Origin of the sequence: Microbacterium sp. bgisy189, from assembly GCF_965345345.1 — a bacterium.
Classification (GTDB): domain Bacteria; phylum Actinomycetota; class Actinomycetes; order Actinomycetales; family Microbacteriaceae; genus Microbacterium.
The window spans coordinates 186,761-205,992 of the sequence record NZ_CBDRMZ010000004.1; the positions used below are offsets into that span (position 1 = coordinate 186,761).

Annotated in this window: 19 protein-coding genes and 1 tRNA gene; 7 read left to right on the plus strand and 13 right to left on the minus strand. The window is 69.1% G+C overall.

Annotated elements, in window-relative coordinates; genetic code table 11:
- Genes ACSF8R_RS07910 through ACSF8R_RS07920 form a run of 3 tightly spaced genes read left to right on the plus strand, consistent with a single transcriptional unit; the run spans position 1 to position 2,812 of the window.
- Positions 1-975, plus strand: a complete 975-nt coding sequence (locus ACSF8R_RS07910) for an AAA family ATPase (protein WP_434811316.1) — start codon at positions 1-3, stop codon at positions 973-975.
- Entirely contained in the window at positions 972-2,261 is a 1,290-nt protein-coding gene (locus ACSF8R_RS07915; protein WP_434811317.1) for a DUF58 domain-containing protein, read from the plus strand. Before ACSF8R_RS07910 ends, ACSF8R_RS07915 begins: the two co-directional genes overlap by 4 nt.
- Positions 2,258-2,812, plus strand: a complete 555-nt coding sequence (locus tag ACSF8R_RS07920; protein WP_434811318.1) for a hypothetical protein — start codon at positions 2,258-2,260, stop codon at positions 2,810-2,812. Before ACSF8R_RS07915 ends, ACSF8R_RS07920 begins: the two co-directional genes overlap by 4 nt.
- A gap of 35 nt (positions 2,813-2,847) precedes the next feature.
- Here ACSF8R_RS07920 and ACSF8R_RS07925 read toward each other — a convergent pair.
- The 5 genes from ACSF8R_RS07925 to dusB all read right to left on the minus strand — a co-directional run bounded on the left by ACSF8R_RS07925 (position 2,848) and on the right by dusB (position 8,215).
- Positions 2,848-2,920: transfer RNA gene (locus tag ACSF8R_RS07925), tRNA-Asn, on the minus strand.
- Positions 2,921-2,962: 42 nt separating this feature from the next.
- Positions 2,963-3,757, minus strand: a complete 795-nt coding sequence (locus ACSF8R_RS07930) for an ATP-binding cassette domain-containing protein (protein WP_434811319.1) — start codon at positions 3,755-3,757, stop codon at positions 2,963-2,965.
- A 33-nt stretch (positions 3,758-3,790) separates the two neighbouring features.
- A complete protein-coding gene (gene dnaG / locus ACSF8R_RS07935) occupies positions 3,791-5,641 on the minus strand; it encodes a DNA primase (RefSeq protein WP_434811320.1) in 1,851 nt (616 codons plus the stop codon).
- Positions 5,641-7,032 (minus strand): deoxyguanosinetriphosphate triphosphohydrolase, encoded by a 1,392-nt coding sequence (locus ACSF8R_RS07940; RefSeq protein WP_434811321.1) that lies wholly within the window; start codon positions 7,030-7,032, stop codon positions 5,641-5,643. The genes dnaG and ACSF8R_RS07940 overlap by 1 nt, the downstream gene beginning before the upstream one ends.
- A complete protein-coding gene (gene dusB / locus ACSF8R_RS07945; protein ID WP_434811322.1) occupies positions 7,004-8,215 on the minus strand; it encodes a tRNA dihydrouridine synthase DusB in 1,212 nt (403 codons plus the stop codon). The genes ACSF8R_RS07940 and dusB overlap by 29 nt, the downstream gene beginning before the upstream one ends.
- A gap of 11 nt (positions 8,216-8,226) precedes the next feature.
- On the opposite strand from dusB, the gene ACSF8R_RS07950 reads away from it, so the two are divergent.
- Together ACSF8R_RS07950 and ACSF8R_RS07955 are read left to right on the plus strand one after the other, a co-directional pair.
- Entirely contained in the window at positions 8,227-8,724 is a 498-nt protein-coding gene (locus ACSF8R_RS07950) for a glutathione peroxidase (protein ID WP_434811323.1), read from the plus strand.
- 16 nt (positions 8,725-8,740) lie between these two features.
- Entirely contained in the window at positions 8,741-9,658 is a 918-nt protein-coding gene (locus tag ACSF8R_RS07955) for an alpha/beta hydrolase (protein ID WP_434811324.1), read from the plus strand.
- Positions 9,659-9,671: 13 nt separating this feature from the next.
- Here the strand turns inward: ACSF8R_RS07955 and ACSF8R_RS07960 are convergent, their stop codons facing one another.
- Genes ACSF8R_RS07960 through recO form a run of 3 tightly spaced genes read right to left on the minus strand, consistent with a single transcriptional unit; the run spans position 9,672 to position 11,898 of the window.
- Positions 9,672-10,337: a DsbA family oxidoreductase gene (locus ACSF8R_RS07960; RefSeq protein ID WP_434811325.1), complete on the minus strand. Its 666-nt coding sequence runs from the start codon at positions 10,335-10,337 to the stop codon at positions 9,672-9,674.
- Positions 10,338-10,366: 29 nt separating this feature from the next.
- Entirely contained in the window at positions 10,367-11,173 is an 807-nt protein-coding gene (locus tag ACSF8R_RS07965) for an isoprenyl transferase (RefSeq protein ID WP_434811326.1), read from the minus strand.
- A complete protein-coding gene (gene recO, locus ACSF8R_RS07970) occupies positions 11,170-11,898 on the minus strand; it encodes a DNA repair protein RecO (protein ID WP_434811327.1) in 729 nt (242 codons plus the stop codon). The genes ACSF8R_RS07965 and recO overlap by 4 nt, the downstream gene beginning before the upstream one ends.
- Before the next feature lie 144 nt (positions 11,899-12,042).
- On the opposite strand from recO, the gene ACSF8R_RS07975 reads away from it, so the two are divergent.
- Positions 12,043-12,729, plus strand: a complete 687-nt coding sequence (locus ACSF8R_RS07975; RefSeq protein ID WP_434811328.1) for a trimeric intracellular cation channel family protein — start codon at positions 12,043-12,045, stop codon at positions 12,727-12,729.
- Between the two features lie 104 nt (positions 12,730-12,833).
- Here ACSF8R_RS07975 and leuA read toward each other — a convergent pair whose 3' ends face one another.
- Positions 12,834-14,594, minus strand: coding sequence for a 2-isopropylmalate synthase (leuA, locus tag ACSF8R_RS07980; protein ID WP_434811329.1), 1,761 nt, complete (start codon positions 14,592-14,594; stop codon positions 12,834-12,836).
- 206 nt (positions 14,595-14,800) lie between these two features.
- Between leuA and ACSF8R_RS07985 the strand changes: the two genes are divergently transcribed.
- Complete coding sequence (locus ACSF8R_RS07985) at positions 14,801-15,430, plus strand: hypothetical protein (RefSeq protein ID WP_434811330.1); 630 nt, start codon at positions 14,801-14,803, stop codon at positions 15,428-15,430.
- A 63-nt stretch (positions 15,431-15,493) separates the two neighbouring features.
- Here ACSF8R_RS07985 and era read toward each other — a convergent pair whose 3' ends face one another.
- From era to ACSF8R_RS08005, 4 genes are read right to left on the minus strand one after another with little or no spacing between them, the layout of a single operon-like run.
- Positions 15,494-16,405: a GTPase Era gene (era, locus tag ACSF8R_RS07990; RefSeq protein ID WP_434811331.1), complete on the minus strand. Its 912-nt coding sequence runs from the start codon at positions 16,403-16,405 to the stop codon at positions 15,494-15,496.
- A 1-nt stretch (position 16,406) separates the two neighbouring features.
- A complete protein-coding gene (locus tag ACSF8R_RS07995) occupies positions 16,407-17,744 on the minus strand; it encodes a hemolysin family protein (RefSeq protein WP_434811332.1) in 1,338 nt (445 codons plus the stop codon).
- The gene (gene ybeY / locus ACSF8R_RS08000) at positions 17,741-18,208 is read right to left on the minus strand and encodes an rRNA maturation RNase YbeY (RefSeq protein WP_434811333.1); all 468 of its coding nucleotides are present in this window, start codon (positions 18,206-18,208) and stop codon (positions 17,741-17,743) included. Before ybeY ends, ACSF8R_RS07995 begins: the two co-directional genes overlap by 4 nt.
- Positions 18,205-19,230, minus strand: a complete 1,026-nt coding sequence (locus ACSF8R_RS08005) for a PhoH family protein (protein ID WP_434811363.1) — start codon at positions 19,228-19,230, stop codon at positions 18,205-18,207. The genes ybeY and ACSF8R_RS08005 overlap by 4 nt, the downstream gene beginning before the upstream one ends.
- Positions 19,231-19,232: the final 2 nt, after the last annotated feature.

Below are 19,232 nucleotides of genomic sequence, written 5' to 3' on the forward strand. Positions count from 1 at the left end.
ATGAACGCAGCGGAATCGGTGACCGAAGCCGGGGCACGATGCCGGCAGGTGCTCGACGAGGTCGAGCGGGCAGTCGTGGGCAAACGCGACGCCCTCTCGCTCGTGCTGACCGCCGTGGTCGCCGGCGGCCACGTGCTCTTGGAGGACTTTCCCGGACTGGGTAAGACCCTCGCCGCGCGCAGTTTCGCGCAGGCCCTCGGCCTGCCGTTCCGTCGCGCGCAGTTCACGCCAGATCAGCTGCCTGCTGATCTCACCGGCAGCTACGTGTTCGACCAGACCCGATCGGAGTTCGTGTTCCGCCCCGGTCCGCTGTTCGCGGGGTTCCTGCTGGCCGACGAGATCAACCGCACGCCACCGAAGACGCAGGCGGCACTGCTGGAGGCCATGCAGGAGCGTCAGGTGACCGTCGAGGGGCATACGCACCGGTTGCCCCGACCGTTCCATGTGATGGCGACCGCGAACCCGATCGAGACGGAGGGGACCTATCCCCTGCCTGAAGCGCAGCTCGATCGGTTCTTGCTGCGCCTGCGATTCGGGTACCCCACCGAGGCGGAAGAATGGCAGATCCTCGAACGCCGCATCGCGCGGCGCACCGACGAGATCGCGGTCGCCCAGGTGCTCGACACCGAAAGTCTGATGGCCGTGCAGCAGGCCGCTGAGGACGTCTTCGTCCACCCCGCCGTCGGCCGCTACGCGGTCGCCGTCACCGCGGCGACCCGGGAAGAGTCGGCGACGCTCGTGGGCGCGTCTCCCCGCGGCAGCCTCGCCCCGCTGACCTGCGCGCGCGCCCGCGCGCTCATCGACGGCCGCGCCTTTGTGACCCCGGAAGACATCAAGGCGCTCGCTGAGCCTGCACTGGCGCATCGTGTGACCATCCGCCCCGAACTGTGGCTCAGCGGTGTGACGGGCGAGCAGGTCGTCCGCGGCGCGGTCGCGCGGGTGCCCGTGCCCGCCGAATACCTCCCCCACACATGACCTTCTTCCCGACGACCTCGCTCGTGCGCGCTGTGCTGTTGGCTGCAGGCACCACGGTGCTGGCCGTCGTCACCGGACGCGGTGAACTCGCCGTGCTGGCCGCCCCGTTCGTCGTGTGGAGCGTCATGGGCCTGTTGCGTCGTCCCCGGCCGGGCGGCCCGCCGCACATCGAGGTCTCGACGCGACAGGTGCGCTCCGGGGAGGCGGTGGGCGTGACAGCGACCGCCACAGGGCACGTCGTGGATCTGTCGCTGCCGATGTCGGGCGCGGTCGACAATTCGCCGGTCTGGGGCGCTGCGTGCGACGCCGACACCGTCAGCGTGGCGGTGCGCCCGCGCAGATGGGGACGCCTCGACCTCGGTGCGGCGGAGGTGTCGGTGACCGATCCGTGGGGCATGTGGAGCACACGGGATCGGCATCCGCTCGGCACCGTCGACGTCTCGCCCGCGGCGGCGGTGCCGGGACGCGGCGATGATATTCCGCATCCGATCGGACTCGCCGGCCTGCACCGCTCGCGGCGACCCGGTGACGGCAGCAGCCTCGCAGACATCCGGCAGTACCAGCCCGGCGACCGACTCAACCAGATCAATTGGCGGGTCACGGCACGCACCGGTGCGCTGCACACCAACACGACGACCGCAGACCGCGACACCGATGTGCTCATCATGCTCGACACCCTCGAGGATGCCGTGGACCCGACGACGGAGGCATCGAGCCTCGACGCGACCGTGGTGGCCGCCGCATCGCTCGCGGAACACTACCTGCGCCTCGGCGACCGGGTCGCGGTGCACGACCTCGGTTCGCTCGTGGGGCCGCTCCCCGCTCGCGCCGGCGCGCGCCAGCATGCGGCGCTCACCGCGCGTCTGGCCGCGGTCGACACCGACGGCATGGTCCACGGCGCTTTCCACCGTGTCGCCCACCTGCGGCCGGGCACGTTCGCGGTCGTGTGCTCACCTCTCCTCGACGAACGGGTCCTCACCGAGATCGCGACCGTGGCGCGCCGGGGAGCGACCGTCCTCGTCGTCGACACCCTCCCGGCCGCGTTGGGCAGCACGGACGGGTGGCGGGCACGCGGCGGTGTGTGGCGGAATCTGCTGGGCAGTGACGCGCAGTCCTCGCTGCGGGCAGAGGCCTGGGTCCTGCGGCGTTTGGAGCGCGACGTCGCAGTCGCGAAACTGCGCGACGTCGGCATCCCGGTCGCGCCTTGGCGTGGGATCGACGGCGTTGCAGCGCTGGCGGCATCGCTCGCCGTGCAGCGTCCCGTCGTGCGGACGGCGGGCCGATGAGCGATCTGTCCCAGATGATCGTCGATGTCGTCGACGCCGCCCGACGCCGTCCGGCCTCCCATTGGGCTGCGCGCGCGGCGATGGCGTGCAGCGGTGCAGCGGCGCAGCTGTGGCTCGTCGTCGCGACCGGTGATGCGCTCTGGTCGGTGGCGGCCGGGCTCGCGATCGCCCTCGGCGTGTGCTTTCCGCGATCGATCCTCCCGCTGCTTGCAGCCGGAGTCATCATCGCCGAAGCGGCGGTCACCGGGTTGGGGGCGCTCTGGCTCGCGCCCGTCGCCGTGCTGCTGTCGCTCTGGCACGCGTGCGCGACGGTGCTGTCGATGGGCAGGCCGTGGGCGCGGGTCGGCGTACGGGTGCGTCGCGCGTTCCTGATCCCCACGGCCATGACGGCCGCGGCTGTCCTGCTCATCGCCGCGATCGCCGCGCTCACGGCGGGTGTCGCGCTCCCCGAAGCGGCGCCGATCAGCCTGTTGACCGTGCTGCTCCTGCTGGTCGGCGCGGCGCTCATCCTCTGGCCCGCTGTCGAAGACGGGCAGGGTGGTGGCACATGAAGAACGGCCCCGAGGTGGAGCTCGGAGCCGTTGCGCTCCCCGGCTTGGACTCGAACCAAGAACCTATCGGTTAACAGCCGATTGCTCTGCCAATTGAGCTACCGAGGATCAGTCACCCCCGCGAGGGCAACCAGACGATCATAGCAAAGCTCAGGGCGTGCTCGTGACCTCGGTACCCACCGGCGGCGCGTCCCCGGGCGTCCATTGCAGCCCGTCGACACCGTGGCCGAACGCCACCGGATGGCCACTGCGAAGCACGAGCACATCGGCCTCGAGTTCGTCGATCGCTTCGCGGTCGCTCGTGATCATCAGCAGCGCCATCGGACGCTCATGCATGCGCCGCGCGAGCGCGCCGCGCACCGTCGCGCGCACTTCCGGGTCGAGGTTCGCGAACGGTTCGTCGGCGACGAGCACCTGCGGGTCGAGCACGAGTGCGCGCGCCAGCGCGACACGCTGCCGCATGCCCGCGCTCAGCTCGTACGGGTATTTCGGGGCCGCGCCGAGCGGCAGCTCGAGCTCGTCGAGCAGGCCCGCGACGCGAACCGCAAGCGCGCGACGGTTGACCGTGCGGTCGCGAGCGGTGATCGGCTCGCCGATGACGTCGGCGACTGTCAGCCTGGCAGGCAGCGCCGCCCCAGCACCCTGCGCGAGCCGGCCGGTCAGGTACTCGCGGACCCGCAGCGACCGTCCGCGCTTGTGCACAGGGATGCCGGCGACCCGTGCCGAACCACCGGCCACGACGAGCCCACGCTCGGCGCCGCCGCCGAGGATCGAGGCGAGAGAGGACTTGCCCGACCCGGTGCCGCCCATGACCGCCAGCGCGTCGCCGTATCGCAGGGTGATGCTCACACCCTCGATCACGCGCTCTCCCGCCCGCGCGAGGGACAGGTCGTCGCACTGGATCGCGACGGCCCCCGCCTCGGGAGTGGAGATCGGCGCACGCATGCGGTTCATCCTGCCTGGTCGACCGGGCGGACGCTACTGCGCCTCGGCCAGCGCGCGCCGCTGCTGGTCGAGATCGCGGATCTCGAGGCCGATGCGGCGCACCTCATCGAAGTCCGTCGACGCGCGACGCTGCGCACTCATCAGATCTGCCTTGCGACGCTCCAGGGCGCGCATCCGAAGGCGTCGCGCGAGAGACTTCGTCGAAGCGCGAGCCTCCTCTTCGGTCAACGCCGGGAACGCGCCGGTGAGCAGTTCTGCGGCAAGGGAGCGGTACGGCTCCCGTGTCGTGTCGATCACCGTGGAGGTCCAGCCGACGCGGGAGCGGTCGCCCGCCTCGACGATCGCCTGGCGGACCGCGTCGAGCGCGGGATGGAGCATGGTCAGCGACAGTGCGGCATCCACCTCGACGGCGTCGACGACGTGCCCGTACTGCAAGATGCCCATCAGCGCATCGCGTTCGAGCCCGACGTCGACCGAGCGCGGGAGCGAGGCGAGGGTGACACGGACGGCCGGCTCGCCCTGCTGGTCGCCTGCTTCCGGTGCCGGGTGGGCGCCGTCGCTCGTGTCGTTCGTGCGGGCAGCGGCGCGGGTCACGGCGCGGTGCACGTCGCGCAGGTCTTCGCCCAGTCGCCGGGCGAGAACACGCTCGTAGCCGGTGCGGATGCCGTGGTCGCGGATCTCGGCGACGATCGGCGCGGCGTGGGTGAGCGCGGAGAAGCGACCCTCCACCGAGTTGAGATCGAAGCCGGCGAGACGCTGGTCGATGACGAACTCGAACAGCGGCGACTTCATGTCGATCATGGCGCGCACAGCGCCGTCGCCCTTGCCGAGCCGCAGATCGCAGGGGTCGAGACCGTCCGGACCGACGGCGACGTAGCTCTGCAGGTTCGAACCGCGCGCTTCGGCGAACGCGCGGACAGCGGCCTTCTGGCCTGCGGCATCCGGGTCGAAGGTGAAGATGATCTCGCCGGACGCCTCCTGCCCCACGATGCGGCCGACCGCCTTCATGTGGTCGGCGCCGAAGGCCGTGCCACAGGTCGCGATCGCCGTGGTCACGCCGGCGAGGTGGCACGCCATAACGTCGGTGTAGCCCTCGACCACGACGACGCGGTGGTCGCGCGAGATGGCCTTCTTCGCAAGGTCGAGGCCGTAGAGCACGGTCGCCTTCTTGTAGATCGCGGTCTCGGGGGTGTTCAGATACTTCGGGCCGTTGTCGTCGTCGAACAGTCGCCGCGCGCCGAAGCCGATCGTCTGCCCCGTGATGTCGCGGATCGGCCAGACGACCCGGCCACGGAAGCGGTCGTACACACCGCGCTGACCCTGTGAGACGAGCCCGGCCGCGGTGAGTTCTTCGTCGGTGAACCCCTGTGCACGCATCGCGTGGTGCAGGTTGTTCCAGCCCTTCGGCGCGTAGCCGATGCCGAAATGCGCTGCCGCGCCGGCGTCGAACCCGCGCTCCCCGAGAAAGCGACGACCGGCATCGGCTTCGGGGCTCGACAGCTGCCCGCGGTACCACTCGGCGGCGGCGGTGTTGGCCTGGTAGAGCCGGGTGCGGCCGCTCGTCTCGGGCGCCGCTCCCCCGTCTTCGTAGTGCACCTGGTAGCCGATGCGCGCGGCCAGCCGCTCCACCGCCTCGGTGAACGAGAGGTGGTCCATCGCGCGCAGGAACGAGTACACGTCGCCGGACTCGCCGCATCCGAAGCAGTGGTAGTACCCGACCTGGGGGCGCACATTGAAGCTGGGGCTGCGCTCGTCGTGGAACGGGCACAGGCCCTTCATCGATCCGACGCCCGCCGTCTTCAGCGCGACACGCTCTCCGATGATGTCGGCGATGTTCGTGCGCGCCTTGACCTCGTCGACGTCGGCCTGCCGGATGCGGGGCATTACAGCCCCTCGATCGGCTCGGGCAGTGCGAACGCGTTGGATGTGATCACCCTGGCATCCGAAGACCACAAGCCCAGTTCGCGCAGGTCGACGGGGCCGATCAGGCGCCCGTGCCATTCGATCGCGAAGCGGTCGGTGAGGCTCGCGACCTGGTCGACGATGACGCGCTTGCGGGCGGCGTCGGTCTCGGCGAGGGCGAAGTCCTCGGCGTGCAGCGCATCGAGGTGCTCGGGGTGGGCCAGCAGGGCCGACGCGAGCCGCTTGAGCACGCGCCGCTGTTCCTTGTACAGCCCCTTGCGCCCCTCGATCGTCACGACGAACGCGCCGATGATGCCCTTCAGCACGGCCATCTCGACCTCGATGACGCGGGGCACGATGACTCGCCCGGCGTAACGGGTGAGGACGGGGCTCGCGTAGTGCTCGCGGGTCGCTGCGGTCGCGGCGCGCGCGAACCGGCCGATGAGATCGCTCGTGAGGTTCTTCAGGCGCGCGACGGCGGCCCGCGTGCCGTCGAAGGACGTGAGCCACTCGGGCAGCTGCGACAGCCGGTACAACGCGTCGGCGAGTTCGTCGCGGGTGTAGTCGTACCCGACCCACGCCTGGATCGCCGTCAGCAGTGCTTCGCGTTCGCGCGGATCGGCGAGGCGGCGTGGGTCGAGGTAGCCGTTGAGCATCGCATCCTCGACGTCGTGCACCGAGTAGGCGATGTCGTCGGAGAGATCCATGACCTCGGCTTCGATGCAGCGCACGCGTCCCGGCGCGTCGGCGCGCAGCCAGGCGAACACCGCCTCGTCTTCGGGATACACGCCGAACTTGAGCCGTCCGCCGGGATCGGGAACAGGATTGTCGACCGTCCACGGGTACTTGCAGGTGGCGTCCAGGCTCGCCCGCGTGAGGTTCAAGCCGAAACTGGCGCCGTCATCGTCGATGACCTTCGCCTCGAGACGGGTGAGGATGCGGAGTGTCTGCGCATTGCCCTCGAACCCGCCGATGTCTTCGGCCCATTCGTTGAGGGCCCGCTCGCCGTTGTGTCCGAACGGCGGATGCCCCAGGTCGTGACTCAGGCACGCCGTGTCGACGACGTCGGGGGCGAGCTCGAGCGCGATCGCGAGCTCGCGGCCGACCTGTGCGACCTCGAGCGAGTGCGTGAGCCGGTTGCGCGCGAAATCCGCGGGACTCGCCGGGCTCAGCACCTGCGTCTTCGAGCCGAGGCGGCGCAGCGCCGCCGAGTGCAGCACGCGGGCGCGATCGCGCGCGAAGCTGTCGCGCTGGGAACGGTGCCGCTCGGGGTGGAATCGCTCGGCGTCGTGATCGGTGTATCCGTGCGGGCGGCCCGCTGCGACACCGACGCCGCTGGCGAGCTCAACCGCCACTGTGGTCCAGTTCGGCATCGGCGAGGGCGCAGGTGGCATCTTCGCCGAGGTCACGGGAATCCAGCCACCCGTCGGGCAGGGCGGGGCGCTTCGGGCTGCCGGCCCGGCCGCGCTGGCCCTCGGCGGCGGCGCCCGGGTACGGCGCGGTGAGGTCCATCTCGCCGACCAGGTCGTCGATCTCGGCAAGGCTCGACACCGTCGCCAGTCGTGCGCGCAGGTCGCCGCCGACCGGATACCCCTTGAAGTACCAGGCGACGTGCTTGCGGATGTCGCGGCAGCCGCGGTCCTCGCTCTCGAAGAATTCGACGAGCAGCTCTGCGTGGCGGCGGAACGCACGCGCGACGAACGCGAGGTCCGCGTCGACGGGTTCCCCGGGGGCCGCGTCCGCGCCGCCGAGCGCACGCGCCAGGTCGCCGAACAGCCACGGACGACCGAGGCATCCGCGCCCGACGACGACGCCGTCGCAGCCTGTCTCGGACATCATGCGCACCGCGTCGTCGGCCGACCAGATGTCGCCGTTGCCGAGCACCGGCACCGAGGTGACCGCCTCCTTGAGCTTCGCGATCGCGTCCCAGTCGGCCGAGCCGGAGTAGAACTCTGCTGCCGTGCGGGCGTGCAGGGCGACGGCGGCCACACCGGCATCCTCGGCGATGCGGCCGGCATCCAGGTAGGTGAGGTGGTCGGCATCGATGCCCTTGCGCATCTTGATCGTCAGCGGAATGTGCTCCGCCGCGCGCGCGGCGCGGGTGACGATGTCGCGGAACAGTCCGGTCTTCCACGGCAGTGCCGAGCCGCCGCCCTTGCGGGTCACCTTCGGGACGGGGCAGCCGAAGTTCAGATCGATGTGGTCGGCGTGATCCTCTTCGACGAGGATGCGCACGGCCGCCTCGACAGTGGCCGGGTCGACGCCGTACAGCTGGATGCTTCGCGGTGTCTCGGACTCGTGATGGCGGATGAGGCGCAGCGTGGTCTGGTTGCGTTCGACGAGCGCGCGCGTCGTGATCATTTCGGACACGTACAGGCCGGCGCCGTATTCGCGGCACAGCCGTCGGAACGCGGTGTTCGTGATGCCCGCCATCGGGGCGAGCACGACGGGCGCGTCGAGGGTGAGCGGGCCGATGCGCAGCGGGCGCACAGCGGTGGCGGGGGTGGTCACCCGACCATTCTCCCAGAAGCGCACCGCGCGGGGCGGAACCGGCATAGCCTGGGGATGTGAGCGAATCGACCGAAGACCTGCGCAGCATCCCCTTCCGCACCGCCGACGGTGCCGAGACGACCCTCGGGGGCGTCGCAGACGGCGCGATCCTGGTCGTCAACGTCGCCAGCAAGTGCGGCCTGACCCCCCAGTACGAGCAACTCGAGCAGCTGCAGCGCACCTATGGCGAGAAAGGGCTGACGATCGTCGGCTTCCCCTGCAACCAGTTCATGGGTCAGGAGCCGGGCTCGATGGACGAGATCCTCGAGTACTGCTCGGTCACCTGGGGTGTGAGCTTTCCGATCATGGACAAGGTGCGCGTGAACGGCTCGCACGCGGCCCCGCTGTACAAGGCGCTGAAGAAGACGAAGAACGTCGAGGGTGCAAAGGGGCCGATCCAGTGGAACTTCGAGAAGTTCCTCATCACGCCGTCGGGTGAGGTGCACCGGTTCCGACCGAAGACCACGCCCGACGCGCCGGAAGTCGTCGCGGCGATTGAGGCCGCCCTGGCCTGATCGGCATCGTGCAGTGATGGCACCGAGGAAGGCGCGTCGCCGACGGATCCTGATCTGGGTCGTCGCCACGCTGCTCGTCGTCCTGATCGGCGGACACGTCGCGGCGGCGTGGGGCATGTCGGATCAAGTCGCCGCCGAACTGGACGTGATCGACAGGCCGCCGACGGCGACCGATCCGGAGCAGGCGCTCGGACTGCCGTTCGAAACCGTGCACTACGACGCGCCGCTGGGCCCGACACCGGCGTGGGTGGTTCCCGGTGCGGCACCGGACGACTGGGTGGTGCTCGTCCACGGCCGGGCCGGTGCACCCGAGGACTGGATGGCGCAGATCGACACGATCCACGACGCCGGTTACACGTCGATGACGATCACCTATCGCAATGATGCCGGCGCACCATCCGCGCCCGATCGCCGGTACGGGATGGGTGCCACGGAGGGTGAGGATGTCACCGCGGCCGTCGACTATGCGGTGGCGAACGGGGCGACAAGAGTCGTGCTCATGGGCGTCTCGCTCGGCGGAGCGGCGGTGATGAGCTCCCTGCGTGACGGCGCGGACCCGGCGGTGTCGGCGGTCGTACTCGATTCGCCGATCCTCGACTTCTCGGATGCCGTCGACGCCGGCGCAGATCGGCTCGGTGTCTGGATTCCGCCGACGGTCCTGTGGCTGGGCAAGCAGGTCACGTCGTGGCGCACCGGGTTGGATTGGCAGCAGGTGGATTACCTGGAGCCGACGGACCCGCTCGTGATGCCGGCGCTGGTCATGCACGGCACATCAGACGACATGGTCCCGATCACGCAGAGCAGGGAGCTCGCGGCGCGGCATCCCGATCTCGTCACGCTGGTTGAGACCCCGACCGAGCATGCCGATGCATGGGCGTATGATCCGGACGCGTACGACGCGGCCCTTCTTGGATTCCTCGGGCAGGTGTTCTGACCGGGTCGGCCCCTCAGCCGGCGCGGTGCTCCGCCCACACTTGACGGGCGATCTGCGTGAACGCTTCGGCCGGCTGCGCACCCGAGACGCCGTACTTGCCGTCGATGACGAAGAACGGCACGCCGTTGATCCCGAATTGGCGTGCCTGATCCTGATCGGCGCGCACGGCGTCGAGATACCGGCCGTCGTCGAGCGCCGTGCGCGCGGCATCGGCATCCAATCCCGCCTCGCCCGCCAGGGCAGCGAGGTCTTCGACGCGGCCGACGTGGCGTCCTTCGGTGAAATACGCGGCCATGAGGCGTTCGGCCATCTCGTGCTGGCGACCCTGCTCCTTCGCGAAATGGAGGAGCTCGTGCGCCTTGACGGTGTTGGTGTGCTTGAGCAGATCGAAGCGGTACTCGAGACCCGCCTCGCGCGCCTTGCCGGTGACGGTCTCGAGCATCTGCCCGACCTGTTCGCGCGGCATCCCCTTGTGCCCCGCCAGGAAGTCGACCTCATCGCCGTCGAAATCGACGGGGGTGTCGGGCGACAGCTCGAACGAGTGGTACGTCACCTCCACGACGGGTGCGTCGTCATCGGCGGCTGCCGCGGCGAGTCCGTTCTCGAGGTTGCGCTTGCCGATGTAGCACCAGGGGCAGGCGATGTCACTCCACACGTCGATCTTGATGGCATCCGTCACACCGGATGCAACCGCTCGCCCGGGCGGATCTATTCCGTCGTCGGCGCGTCGACGGCGCCGCCGAAGCGGCGATCGCGATCGAGGTAGAGCTGGATTGCACGCCACAGCTCGGTGCGTGAGAAGTCGGGCCACAGCGTGTCGAGGAACACCATCTCGGCGTACGCGGACTCCCACAGCAAGAAGTTCGAGGTGCGCTGCTCCCCCGACGATCGCAGGAACAGGTCGACGTCGGGCATGTCGGGCACGTACAGGTGCTTGCGCAGCAGCTTCTCGGTGATGGCCGACGGCTTGAGGCGCCCGGCGGCGATCTGCTCCCCCATCGAGCGCATCGCGTCGATGAGCTCGTGCCGCCCGCCGTAGTTGACGCACATCGTGAGGGTCAGCACATCGTTGCCGGCGGTGAGCTGCTCGGCGTACTGCAGTTCTCTGATCACCGATCCCCACAGGCGCGGCTTGCGCCCCGCCCACCGCACCCGCACACCCCACTCGTTGAGCTGATCGCGACGTCGGTGCAGCACGTCGCGGTTGTAGCCCATGAGAAACCGCACCTCTTCGGGCGATCGCGCCCAGTTCTCGGTCGAGAACGCGTACACGCTCAGGTGCTTGACGCCGGCCTGAATGGCTCCCGCGACGACGTCGAGCAGCACCTCCTCGCCCGCGCGGTGCCCTTCGATCCGGGTGAGCCCGCGGCGGTTGGCCCACCGGCCGTTGCCGTCCATGACGATCGCGACGTGGCCGGGCACCGATCCCTTCGGGAAGGCTGGCGGGTGGATGCCGGTCCAATCCAGTGGCCGGTACGGCACCGCGTCGGGGTGGGTGTAGGGCTTGGGGGTCACCGCATGGCCTCCAGGTGGGACAGGGATCGGATGCCGCGTTCGAGGTGCCATTGGGCGTACGCCGCCACGAGGCCCGAAGCGGCGGCATTTGTCGCGGGCGCCGCGGCATCGACGACGTCCCATTCGCCGGCCATCAGACTGCGCAGCTGCTGCAGCGCCTCAGAGCGGATGCGGGCCGAGCCCGCGGGAGCGCAGTCGTCGCAGATGCTGCCGCCCAGTTGCGCGACGAATCCGGTGTGCGGACCGGGCGCGCCGCACCGGGCGCAGCCGTCGAGTGCCGGGGCCCAACCCGAGAGGGCCATCGCTCGGAGCAGATAGGAGTCGAGGATCGCGCGCGAGTCGTGATCGCCGCGGGCGAGGGAACGCAGGCCCCCGACGAGCAGCAGATACTGCTGCGGGGTGGCCTCGGCCTCGTTGAGCCGGTCAGCGGCTTCGACCATCGCGTGCGCAGCGGTGTAGCGCTCGTAGTGTGCCGCGATGTCAGCCCCGTACGAGCCGAGGGATTCGGCCTGCTGGACGACATCGAGGCTGCGGCCCTTGGAGAGCTGCACGTCGGCCACCATGAAGGGCTCGAGGCGGGATCCGAACCGCGACGACGTGCGTCGCACACCCTTCGCGACGGCGCGCACCTTGCCGTGGCGACGGCTGAGCAGCGTGAGAATGCGATCGGCTTCACCCAGCTTGTGGGTGCGCAGGATCACGACCTCGTCGCGGTAGGTGGGCACCCCTCCATTATCGGTCGCGCTCCCGACAGCGGGCTGGAGGCGCGGCGACCGTCAAGTGTTCACCAACGTGCGGATCGCACTGGAGCACCCGGTCGACGTCGACCTGCCCGCCGGTCCTGCGCGCGTCGAGGCAGAATGGATGCCGTGGACGAGCCGCTCTTCGTGATCCCGCTGTGGGCCGACCTTCTCGCCGTCGGACTCGGTGGCGTGCAGGGTGCCCTGTTCGCATCGGGCTTCGTCGGCCAACGGCGCCTCGACCTGCTCGGCGTCGCCATCATCGGCATGCTCATGGGCATGGGCGGCGGCCTCATCCGTGACCTGCTGCTGAACACGACGCCGGTGACGTTGCAGAGCAACTGGTATCTGCTCACCGCGACGGCGGCTTCATTGGTGGGCATGCTGCTTGCCGGCTTCTTCCACCGGCTCAACGGCGTCATCGTCGGACTGGATGCCGTGGTCATCGGCCTGTTCGGGGCGTTCGGCACTGCGAAGGCGCTCGTGGTCGGGCTGCCTGTCGTTCCGGCCGTGTTCGTCGGTGTGTGCGCCGCGGCAGGCGGTGGCGTGCTCCGCGACATGATGATGGGCCTGCCCGTCGCGATCATGCACGTGGGCTCGCTCTACGCGGTCGCAGCGGCGGGCGGCAGCATCGTTCTCGTCGCTGCCGAAGCACTCGGCGCCGACCTCGTCTGGGCGGCGGTCGCCGGCGTCACGGTCACCGCCGTGATCCGCCTGCTCGCCGTCATCTTCGACATCTCACTGCCAGAGCAGCGCGCCCTGCACCGCCGCAAGGTCGCGCTCGAGACCGCGGCGATCCCGATCGTCAAGCCCTGACGCGGCGTTTCGTCTCGTCGCTGTCCTCCTCGCTCAACGACCGGGATGCTGGACCCGGTCGTTGAGCGAGCGGAGCGAGACGAAACAAGACGGAGCGAGACGACTCAGACGCCCGCGAGGGCACCGGAGCGGTCGCGGGTGCGGATCGCACGGTTGACGCCCGACACGATCGCTTTCAGGCTTGCGGTCGAGATGTCGCCGTCGATGCCGACGCCCCACAGCCGCTCGCCGTCGACCTGCAGTTCGACGTACGCGGCGGCCTGGGCGTCGCCACCCGAGCTCAGCGCGTGCTCGACGTAGTCGTACACGGCGACGTCGAAGCCCTGTGCGCGCAGCACTTCGAGGAACGCCGCCACCGGGCCGTTGCCGCGACCGGATGCCGGGGTCGCCGTGCCGCCGTCGCGCAACGTGACCTCGAGGGAGACATCGCCCGACATGTCGCTGCTGGTCGCGGTCGACAGCAGTTCGAACCGGCCCCATTTGGCGTCCGCCTCGTCGGCGGGCAGGTACTCGTCGGTGAAGATCGACCAGATCTGGTCGCTCGAGACCTCACCGCCTTCGGCATCGGTCTTGGCCTGCACGACACCCGAGAACTCGATCTGCAGCTTGCGGGGCAGATCCAGCGCGTGGTCGCTCTTGAGTAGGTAGGCCACGCCACCCTTGCCCGATTGCGAATTGACGCGGATGACGGCCTCGTACGAGCGGCCGAGGTCCTTCGGGTCGACCGGCAGGTAGGGGACGGCCCAGTGGATGTCGTCGACGGTGACACCGGCGGCATCGGCTCGGGCGGCCATCGCCTCGAAGCCCTTCTTGATGGCGTCCTGGTGCGACCCGCTGAACGCCGTGAAGACGAGGTCGCCCGCCCACGGGCTGCGCTCGGGAACCGGCAGTTGGTTGCAGTACTCCGCGGTGCGCTTGACGTTGTCGATGTCGCTGAAGTCGATCTGCGGGTCGATGCCCTGCGTGAACAGGTTGATTCCCAGTGCGACGAGGTCGACGTTGCCGGTGCGCTCACCGTTGCCGAACAGGCACCCCTCGATGCGGTCGGCACCTGCCATGTAGCCGAGCTCTGCGGCCGCGATCGCGGTACCACGGTCATTGTGCGGGTGCAGCGACAAGATCACGTTCTCGCGGTGGTTCAGGTGCCGGCTCATCCACTCGATCGAGTCGGCGTAGACGTTCGGAGACGCCATCTCGACGGTCGCGGGCAGGTTGATGATGACCTTGCGCTCGGGCGTCGGCTCGAAGACCTCGAGCACCTGATTGCAGATGTCGACCGCGAACTCGAGCTCGGTGCCCGTGTAGCTCTCGGGCGAGTATTCGTAGAACACCTTGGTCTCGGGGATGCGCTGCTCGAACTGCCGGCATAGCCGAGCGCCTTCGAGCGCGATGTCGACGATGCCCTGCTTGTCCGTGCGGAAGACGACCTCGCGCTGCAGCACGCTGGTGGAGTTGTACAGGTGCACGATCGCCTGCTTCGCGCCGGCGATCGACTCGTACGTGCGCTCGATCAGGTGCTCGCGCGCCTGCGTCAGCACCTGGATGGTCACGTCATCGGGAATGAGATCCTCTTCGATGAGCTGACGCACGAAGTCGAAGTCGGTCTGCGATGCCGACGGGAACCCTACCTCGATCTCCTTGTAGCCCATCTGCACGAGCAGCTCGAACATGATGCGCTTGCGCTCGGGACTCATCGGGTCGATGAGCGCCTGGTTGCCGTCACGCAGGTCGACGGCGCACCAGCGCGGTGCGGTCGTGATGCGGGCGTCGGGCCAGGTGCGATCAGGCAGATCGACGCGGATCTGCTCGTGGTACGGCCGATACTTGTGGATCGGCATCGCCGAGGGCTTCTGGGTGTTTTCCATGATGTGTCGCTTCTCTTCGTCGTCGGGATGCGGGCACGCGACGAACTCCGCGACGAGGAGTGCCCTAGATCGAGGCCTCGCCGCGGCTGCTAAGAAGAAGCGAGCGCACGCGCATGCGACCAGCGTACACCCGCACGGCGCGGTGCCGCCGCGCGAGCCCGCGCAGTGCCGTGAGACGGAGCGGCCGATCGCGACACTCCACAGGCATGAAGCTCCGTTCCCTCCTCCTCGTCGCGGCACCCGTGCTGGTGCTGAGCGCATGTGCGACGCAGGTCCCGCCCCAGGGGACCTCCCCCGATGCGCCGGACACGGGTGCCGCGCTCGGCGTCACGTGGCCCGACCCGCCGACGGGTGAGGTCATCGGGCAGGGCACCGTCATGGACGTGGCGGGCACGGTCGAGCTGTGCCTCGGAGCGGTCGCCGAGTCCTGGCCGCCGCAGTGCAGCGGCATCCCCCTCACAGGCTGGTCCTGGGACGGTCTCGACGGCTCCGAGTCCGAAGGCGACGTGCGCTGGGGGTCGTATGCCGTGCAGGGCACATACGACGGCGATTCGTTCGCGGTGACGCAGCCGCCCATCATGCTCGCCCTCTACGACCCGATGATGCCCGAGGACCCCACGGGTGGTGTGCCCGGCGACACCGACGAGGAACAGCTCGTGCGCATCCAGGACGAGCTGCCGGCGTTGCTCGGTGCGGAACTGCTCGGCTCGTGGCCGCAGGACGGGCGCCTGTGGGTGCAGGTGCTGTGGGATGACGGCACCTGGCAGAGCGCGGCCGACGACGACTACGGGGTGGATGTCGTCGTCATCCAGTCGGCGCTGCGCCCGGTCGGCTGACCGCGCCGCCGACACCGCCCGTCTGCGCCGGAACGGCTTCTCCGGCGCGGACGGGCTTCTTCGTCAGAAGCCGAGTCGGCCCAGTTGCTTCGGGTCGCGCTGCCATTCCTTGGCGACCCGCACATGCAGCGACAGGAACACCTTCGTGCCGACGAGCGGTTCGATGCCCGCCCGGGCACGGGCGCCGACGTCCTTCAGGCGGGAGCCCTTGCGGCCGATGATGATCGCCTTCTGGCTGTCGCGCTCGACGACGATGTTCGCGAACACGTCGGTGAGGTCGTCGCGGCCCTCGCGCGCAGCGATGTCTTCGATCGTGACGGCGATCGAGTGCGGAAGCTCGTCGCGGACACCCTCGAGCGCCGCTTCGCGGATGATCTCCGCGATGCGGTCTTCGAGCGACTCATCGGTCACGACGCCGTCCTCGTAGAGCGCAGGACCTTCGGGCATGAGCTTGAGGAGTTCATCGGACAGCACATCGAGTTGGTCGTCGGTGACCGCCGACAGCGGGATGACCGCCGCCCAGTCCTCGCGCAGGCTGTCGACCTCCATCAGGCGCTCGGTGATCTCGTCACGGGCCGCGGCATCCACCTTCGTGACGATCGCGACCTTCTTCGCCCGCGGGTAGCCGTCGAGCGAGTCCGCGATCCGCCGGTCTCCGGGGCCGACCTTCTCGGTGGCGGGGACGCAGAAGCCGATCACGTCGACGTCGCCCAGCACCTGCTCGACGAGGTCGTTCAGGCGCTGCCCGAGCAGCGTGCGCGGCTTGTGGATGCCGGGGGTGTCGACGATCACGAGCTGCCCGCCCGGGCGGTTGACGATGCCTCGGATCGCGCGGCGGGTCGTCTGCGGCTTGTCGCTCGTGATCGCGACCTTCTCGCCGACGAGCGCGTTCGTCAATGTGGACTTCCCGACGTTGGGGCGGCCCACGAACGTGACGAATCCGGACCTCGCCGGCGTCAGGTCTGCATCGGTCATCTCATTCACCCTTCCGGCGATCGTCGAGGATCGTACCGATGCGGATCGGCCCGGTGCCGGGCCCGTCGTCATCGTCGTCGTGTTCGCGCGGCGCGCGTTCCACGAACACCGTCGCGAGACCTCGCCCGCGACCGCGCGAAGCACCGCCGGTCATCACGACGCCGCCGTAGGTCGCCGTCGCACCCGGCAGCGGCACCCGGCCGAGCGCCTTGCCCAACAGGCCCCCGATCGAATCGACGTCGTCGTCGTCGAGTTCGATGTCGAACAATTCGCCGACGGTGTCGAGCCCGAGTCGCGCGCTCACCCGGAAGCGGCCGTCCTCGAGCGGGACGATCTCGGCCTGGCGTGGGTCGTACTCGTCCGCGATCTCCCCCACGAGTTCCTCGATGAGATCCTCGAGCGTGACAAGGCCCGACACGCCTCCGTATTCGTCGACCACCATGCACACGTGGACGGCGTCGCGCTTCATCTGCTGCAGCAGCGTCTCAGCACGCATCGACTCGGGCACGAACACCGCCGGGCGCGCGATGCGGCTCACCGGCGCGTCGCGCCACGCCGTCTCGTCACGGTAGGCGAACTGCACAAGGTCTTTCAGATAGACGATGCCGGTGATGTCGTCGGCCTCGTCGTCTGCGATCGGCACACGCGAGACGCCCTTATCGAGGAACAACTGCATGGCCTCGTGCGTCGTCGTGCCGGCATCCATCGTCACCATGTCGGTGCGCGGCACCATGACGGCGCGCACGAACGCGTCGGTGAAGTCGAAGACGGAGTGGATGAGGTCGCGATCGTCCTCCTCGATGAGATCCTGCGAGACGGCCTCGTCGACCATGCTGAGCAGCTGCTCTTCGGACGCGAACGAGGCGTTGCGGCGCACGCCGGGGGTAAATCGGTCGCCCAGGATCACGAGGAGATGCGCGAGGGGTCCGAGAACGAGCCGTGCCCCGCGGATCAACGGCGCGCACAGACGCAGCAGTCCCTTCGCGTGCTGACGACCGACCGAGCGAGGACTGGCGCCCACGAGGACGAACGAGACCCCCGTCATCAGCACCGCAGCGGCGAGCATCGCCCACCAGATGTTGTCGAAGAGCAGGTTGAAGGCGACCGTCACGACCACGGCGGCAGCCGTCTCGGCGAGGATCCTGATGAAGACGACGGCGTTGTCGTGCGCATCGGGGTCGGCTGCGATCTTGCGGAGGAACCCTCGGTTGCGACCGCTGTCGGCGAGGTCGGCCAGATCGGCCCGCGACGTCACACCGAGCGCTGCGTCGATGGCCGCCATGAGCCCGCCGAGCGCGACCAGCAGCACCGCGCCGATGAGCAGCAGAGTCGGAATCATGCGCGTCGTCGACGCTCGGAATGGTGGAAGGCGGTGATGAGTTCGCGCTGCAGCCCGAACATCTCGCGTTCCTCCGCCGGCTCGGCGTGGTCGAACCCGAGCAGGTGGAGCAGGCCGTGCGTCGTGAGCAGAATGAGCTCGTCGACGGTCGCGTGGCCCGCCGCCTGCGCCTGGGTCTCGGCGACCTGCGGGCACAGCACGATGTCACCCAGCAGGCCCGGAGGGGTCGGCGCCTCCTCGGTGCCGGGGCGCAGCTCGTCCATGGGAAAGCTCAGCACATCGGTGGGGCCGGGTTCATCCATCCACTGCACGTGGAGCGCCTCCATCGCGCCTTCGTCGACGAGCAGGATCGCCAGGTCGGCGTCAGGGCTCACCCGAAGCTCCGCAAGGTTGTTCTCGGTGAGGCGCAGCAGCACCGTCTCATCGATGTCGACGCCGGACTCGTTGGTGATCTCGATGGTCATGAGCGTCCTCGCTTGGGCATGTGGTCGCGGGGGTTGTGGGGGCGCATCCCAGCACGTCGTTCCGCGCGGTTCGCGAATTCTGATGCCTCGTCTCGCTCACGACGGCCCGCGAGACGCTGCTCGTCGTACACGCTGTACGCGTCGACGATGCGGCCGACGAGCGTGTGGCGGACGACATCTTCGCTCGTAAGCATCGCGAAGTGGATGTCGTCGATGTCCTTCAGCACCCTCGTGACCAGTCGGAGCCCCGACGCGCCCTGCGGGAGGTCGATCTGCGTGATGTCGCCCGTGACGACCATGCGCGTGCCGAACCCGAGACGGGTGAGGAACATCTTCATCTGCTCGGGCGTCGTGTTCTGCGCCTCGTCGAGCACGACGAAGGAGTCGTTGAGCGTACGGCCGCGCATGTACGCGAGCGGCGCGACCTCGATCGTGCCCGACGCGATGAGCTTCGGGACGATCTCGGGGTCCATCATCTCGTTGAGCGCGTCGTACAACGGCCGCAGGTACGGGTCGATCTTGTCGGTGAGTGTGCCGGGCAAGAAGCCGAGCCGCTCCCCTGCCTCGACGGCGGGCCGGGTCAGGATGATGCGGTTGACCTCTTTGCGCTGCAGCGCCTGCACGGCCTTCGCCATGGCGAGGTAGGTCTTGCCGGTGCCGGCAGGGCCGATCCCGAAGACGATCGTGTGGTCTTCGATCGCGTCGACATAGGCCTTCTGGCCGAGCGTCTTCGGGCGGATGATCTTGCCGCGCGACGACAGGATCGCCTCGCCGAGCACCTCGGACGGGCGGGGGCCGTTGTCGCGCAGGATGCGATTGGACGCCGACACGTCGGAGGGGTCGAGTCCCTGCCCGGTGCGTGCCATCGCGATCAGCTCGTCGACGAGTGAGCGTGCCGCGGCGACGTGCTCGGGTGATCCCGAGAGCGTGATCTCGTTGCCGCGCACGTGCACGTCGACGTCCGGGTGCTCGCGTTCGACGACGCGGAGCAGGCGATCTTGGGGGCCCAGCAGCTGGACCATGG

Coding starts and splice junctions, on each gene's coding strand:
- era (WP_434811331.1), bottom strand. CDS start 16,405: ATGACCGATGCAGACCTGACGCCGGCGAGGTCCGGATTCGTCACGTTC.
- leuA (WP_434811329.1), bottom strand. CDS start 14,594: ATGGAAAACACCCAGAAGCCCTCGGCGATGCCGATCCACAAGTATCGG.
- ACSF8R_RS07940 (WP_434811321.1), bottom strand. CDS start 7,032: ATGCCGAACTGGACCACAGTGGCGGTTGAGCTCGCCAGCGGCGTCGGT.
- dnaG (WP_434811320.1), bottom strand. CDS start 5,641: ATGCCCCGCATCCGGCAGGCCGACGTCGACGAGGTCAAGGCGCGCACG.
- ACSF8R_RS08005 (WP_434811363.1), bottom strand. CDS start 19,230: ATGGTCCAGCTGCTGGGCCCCCAAGATCGCCTGCTCCGCGTCGTCGAA.
- ACSF8R_RS07955 (WP_434811324.1), top strand. CDS start 8,741: ATGGCACCGAGGAAGGCGCGTCGCCGACGGATCCTGATCTGGGTCGTC.
- ybeY (WP_434811333.1), bottom strand. CDS start 18,208: ATGACCATCGAGATCACCAACGAGTCCGGCGTCGACATCGATGAGACG.
- ACSF8R_RS07915 (WP_434811317.1), top strand. CDS start 972: ATGACCTTCTTCCCGACGACCTCGCTCGTGCGCGCTGTGCTGTTGGCT.
- dusB (WP_434811322.1), bottom strand. CDS start 8,215: ATGCCGGTTCCGCCCCGCGCGGTGCGCTTCTGGGAGAATGGTCGGGTG.
- ACSF8R_RS07985 (WP_434811330.1), top strand. CDS start 14,801: ATGAAGCTCCGTTCCCTCCTCCTCGTCGCGGCACCCGTGCTGGTGCTG.
- ACSF8R_RS07910 (WP_434811316.1), top strand. CDS start 1: ATGAACGCAGCGGAATCGGTGACCGAAGCCGGGGCACGATGCCGGCAG.
- ACSF8R_RS07995 (WP_434811332.1), bottom strand. CDS start 17,744: ATGATTCCGACTCTGCTGCTCATCGGCGCGGTGCTGCTGGTCGCGCTC.
- ACSF8R_RS07930 (WP_434811319.1), bottom strand. CDS start 3,757: ATGCGTGCGCCGATCTCCACTCCCGAGGCGGGGGCCGTCGCGATCCAG.
- ACSF8R_RS07920 (WP_434811318.1), top strand. CDS start 2,258: ATGAGCGATCTGTCCCAGATGATCGTCGATGTCGTCGACGCCGCCCGA.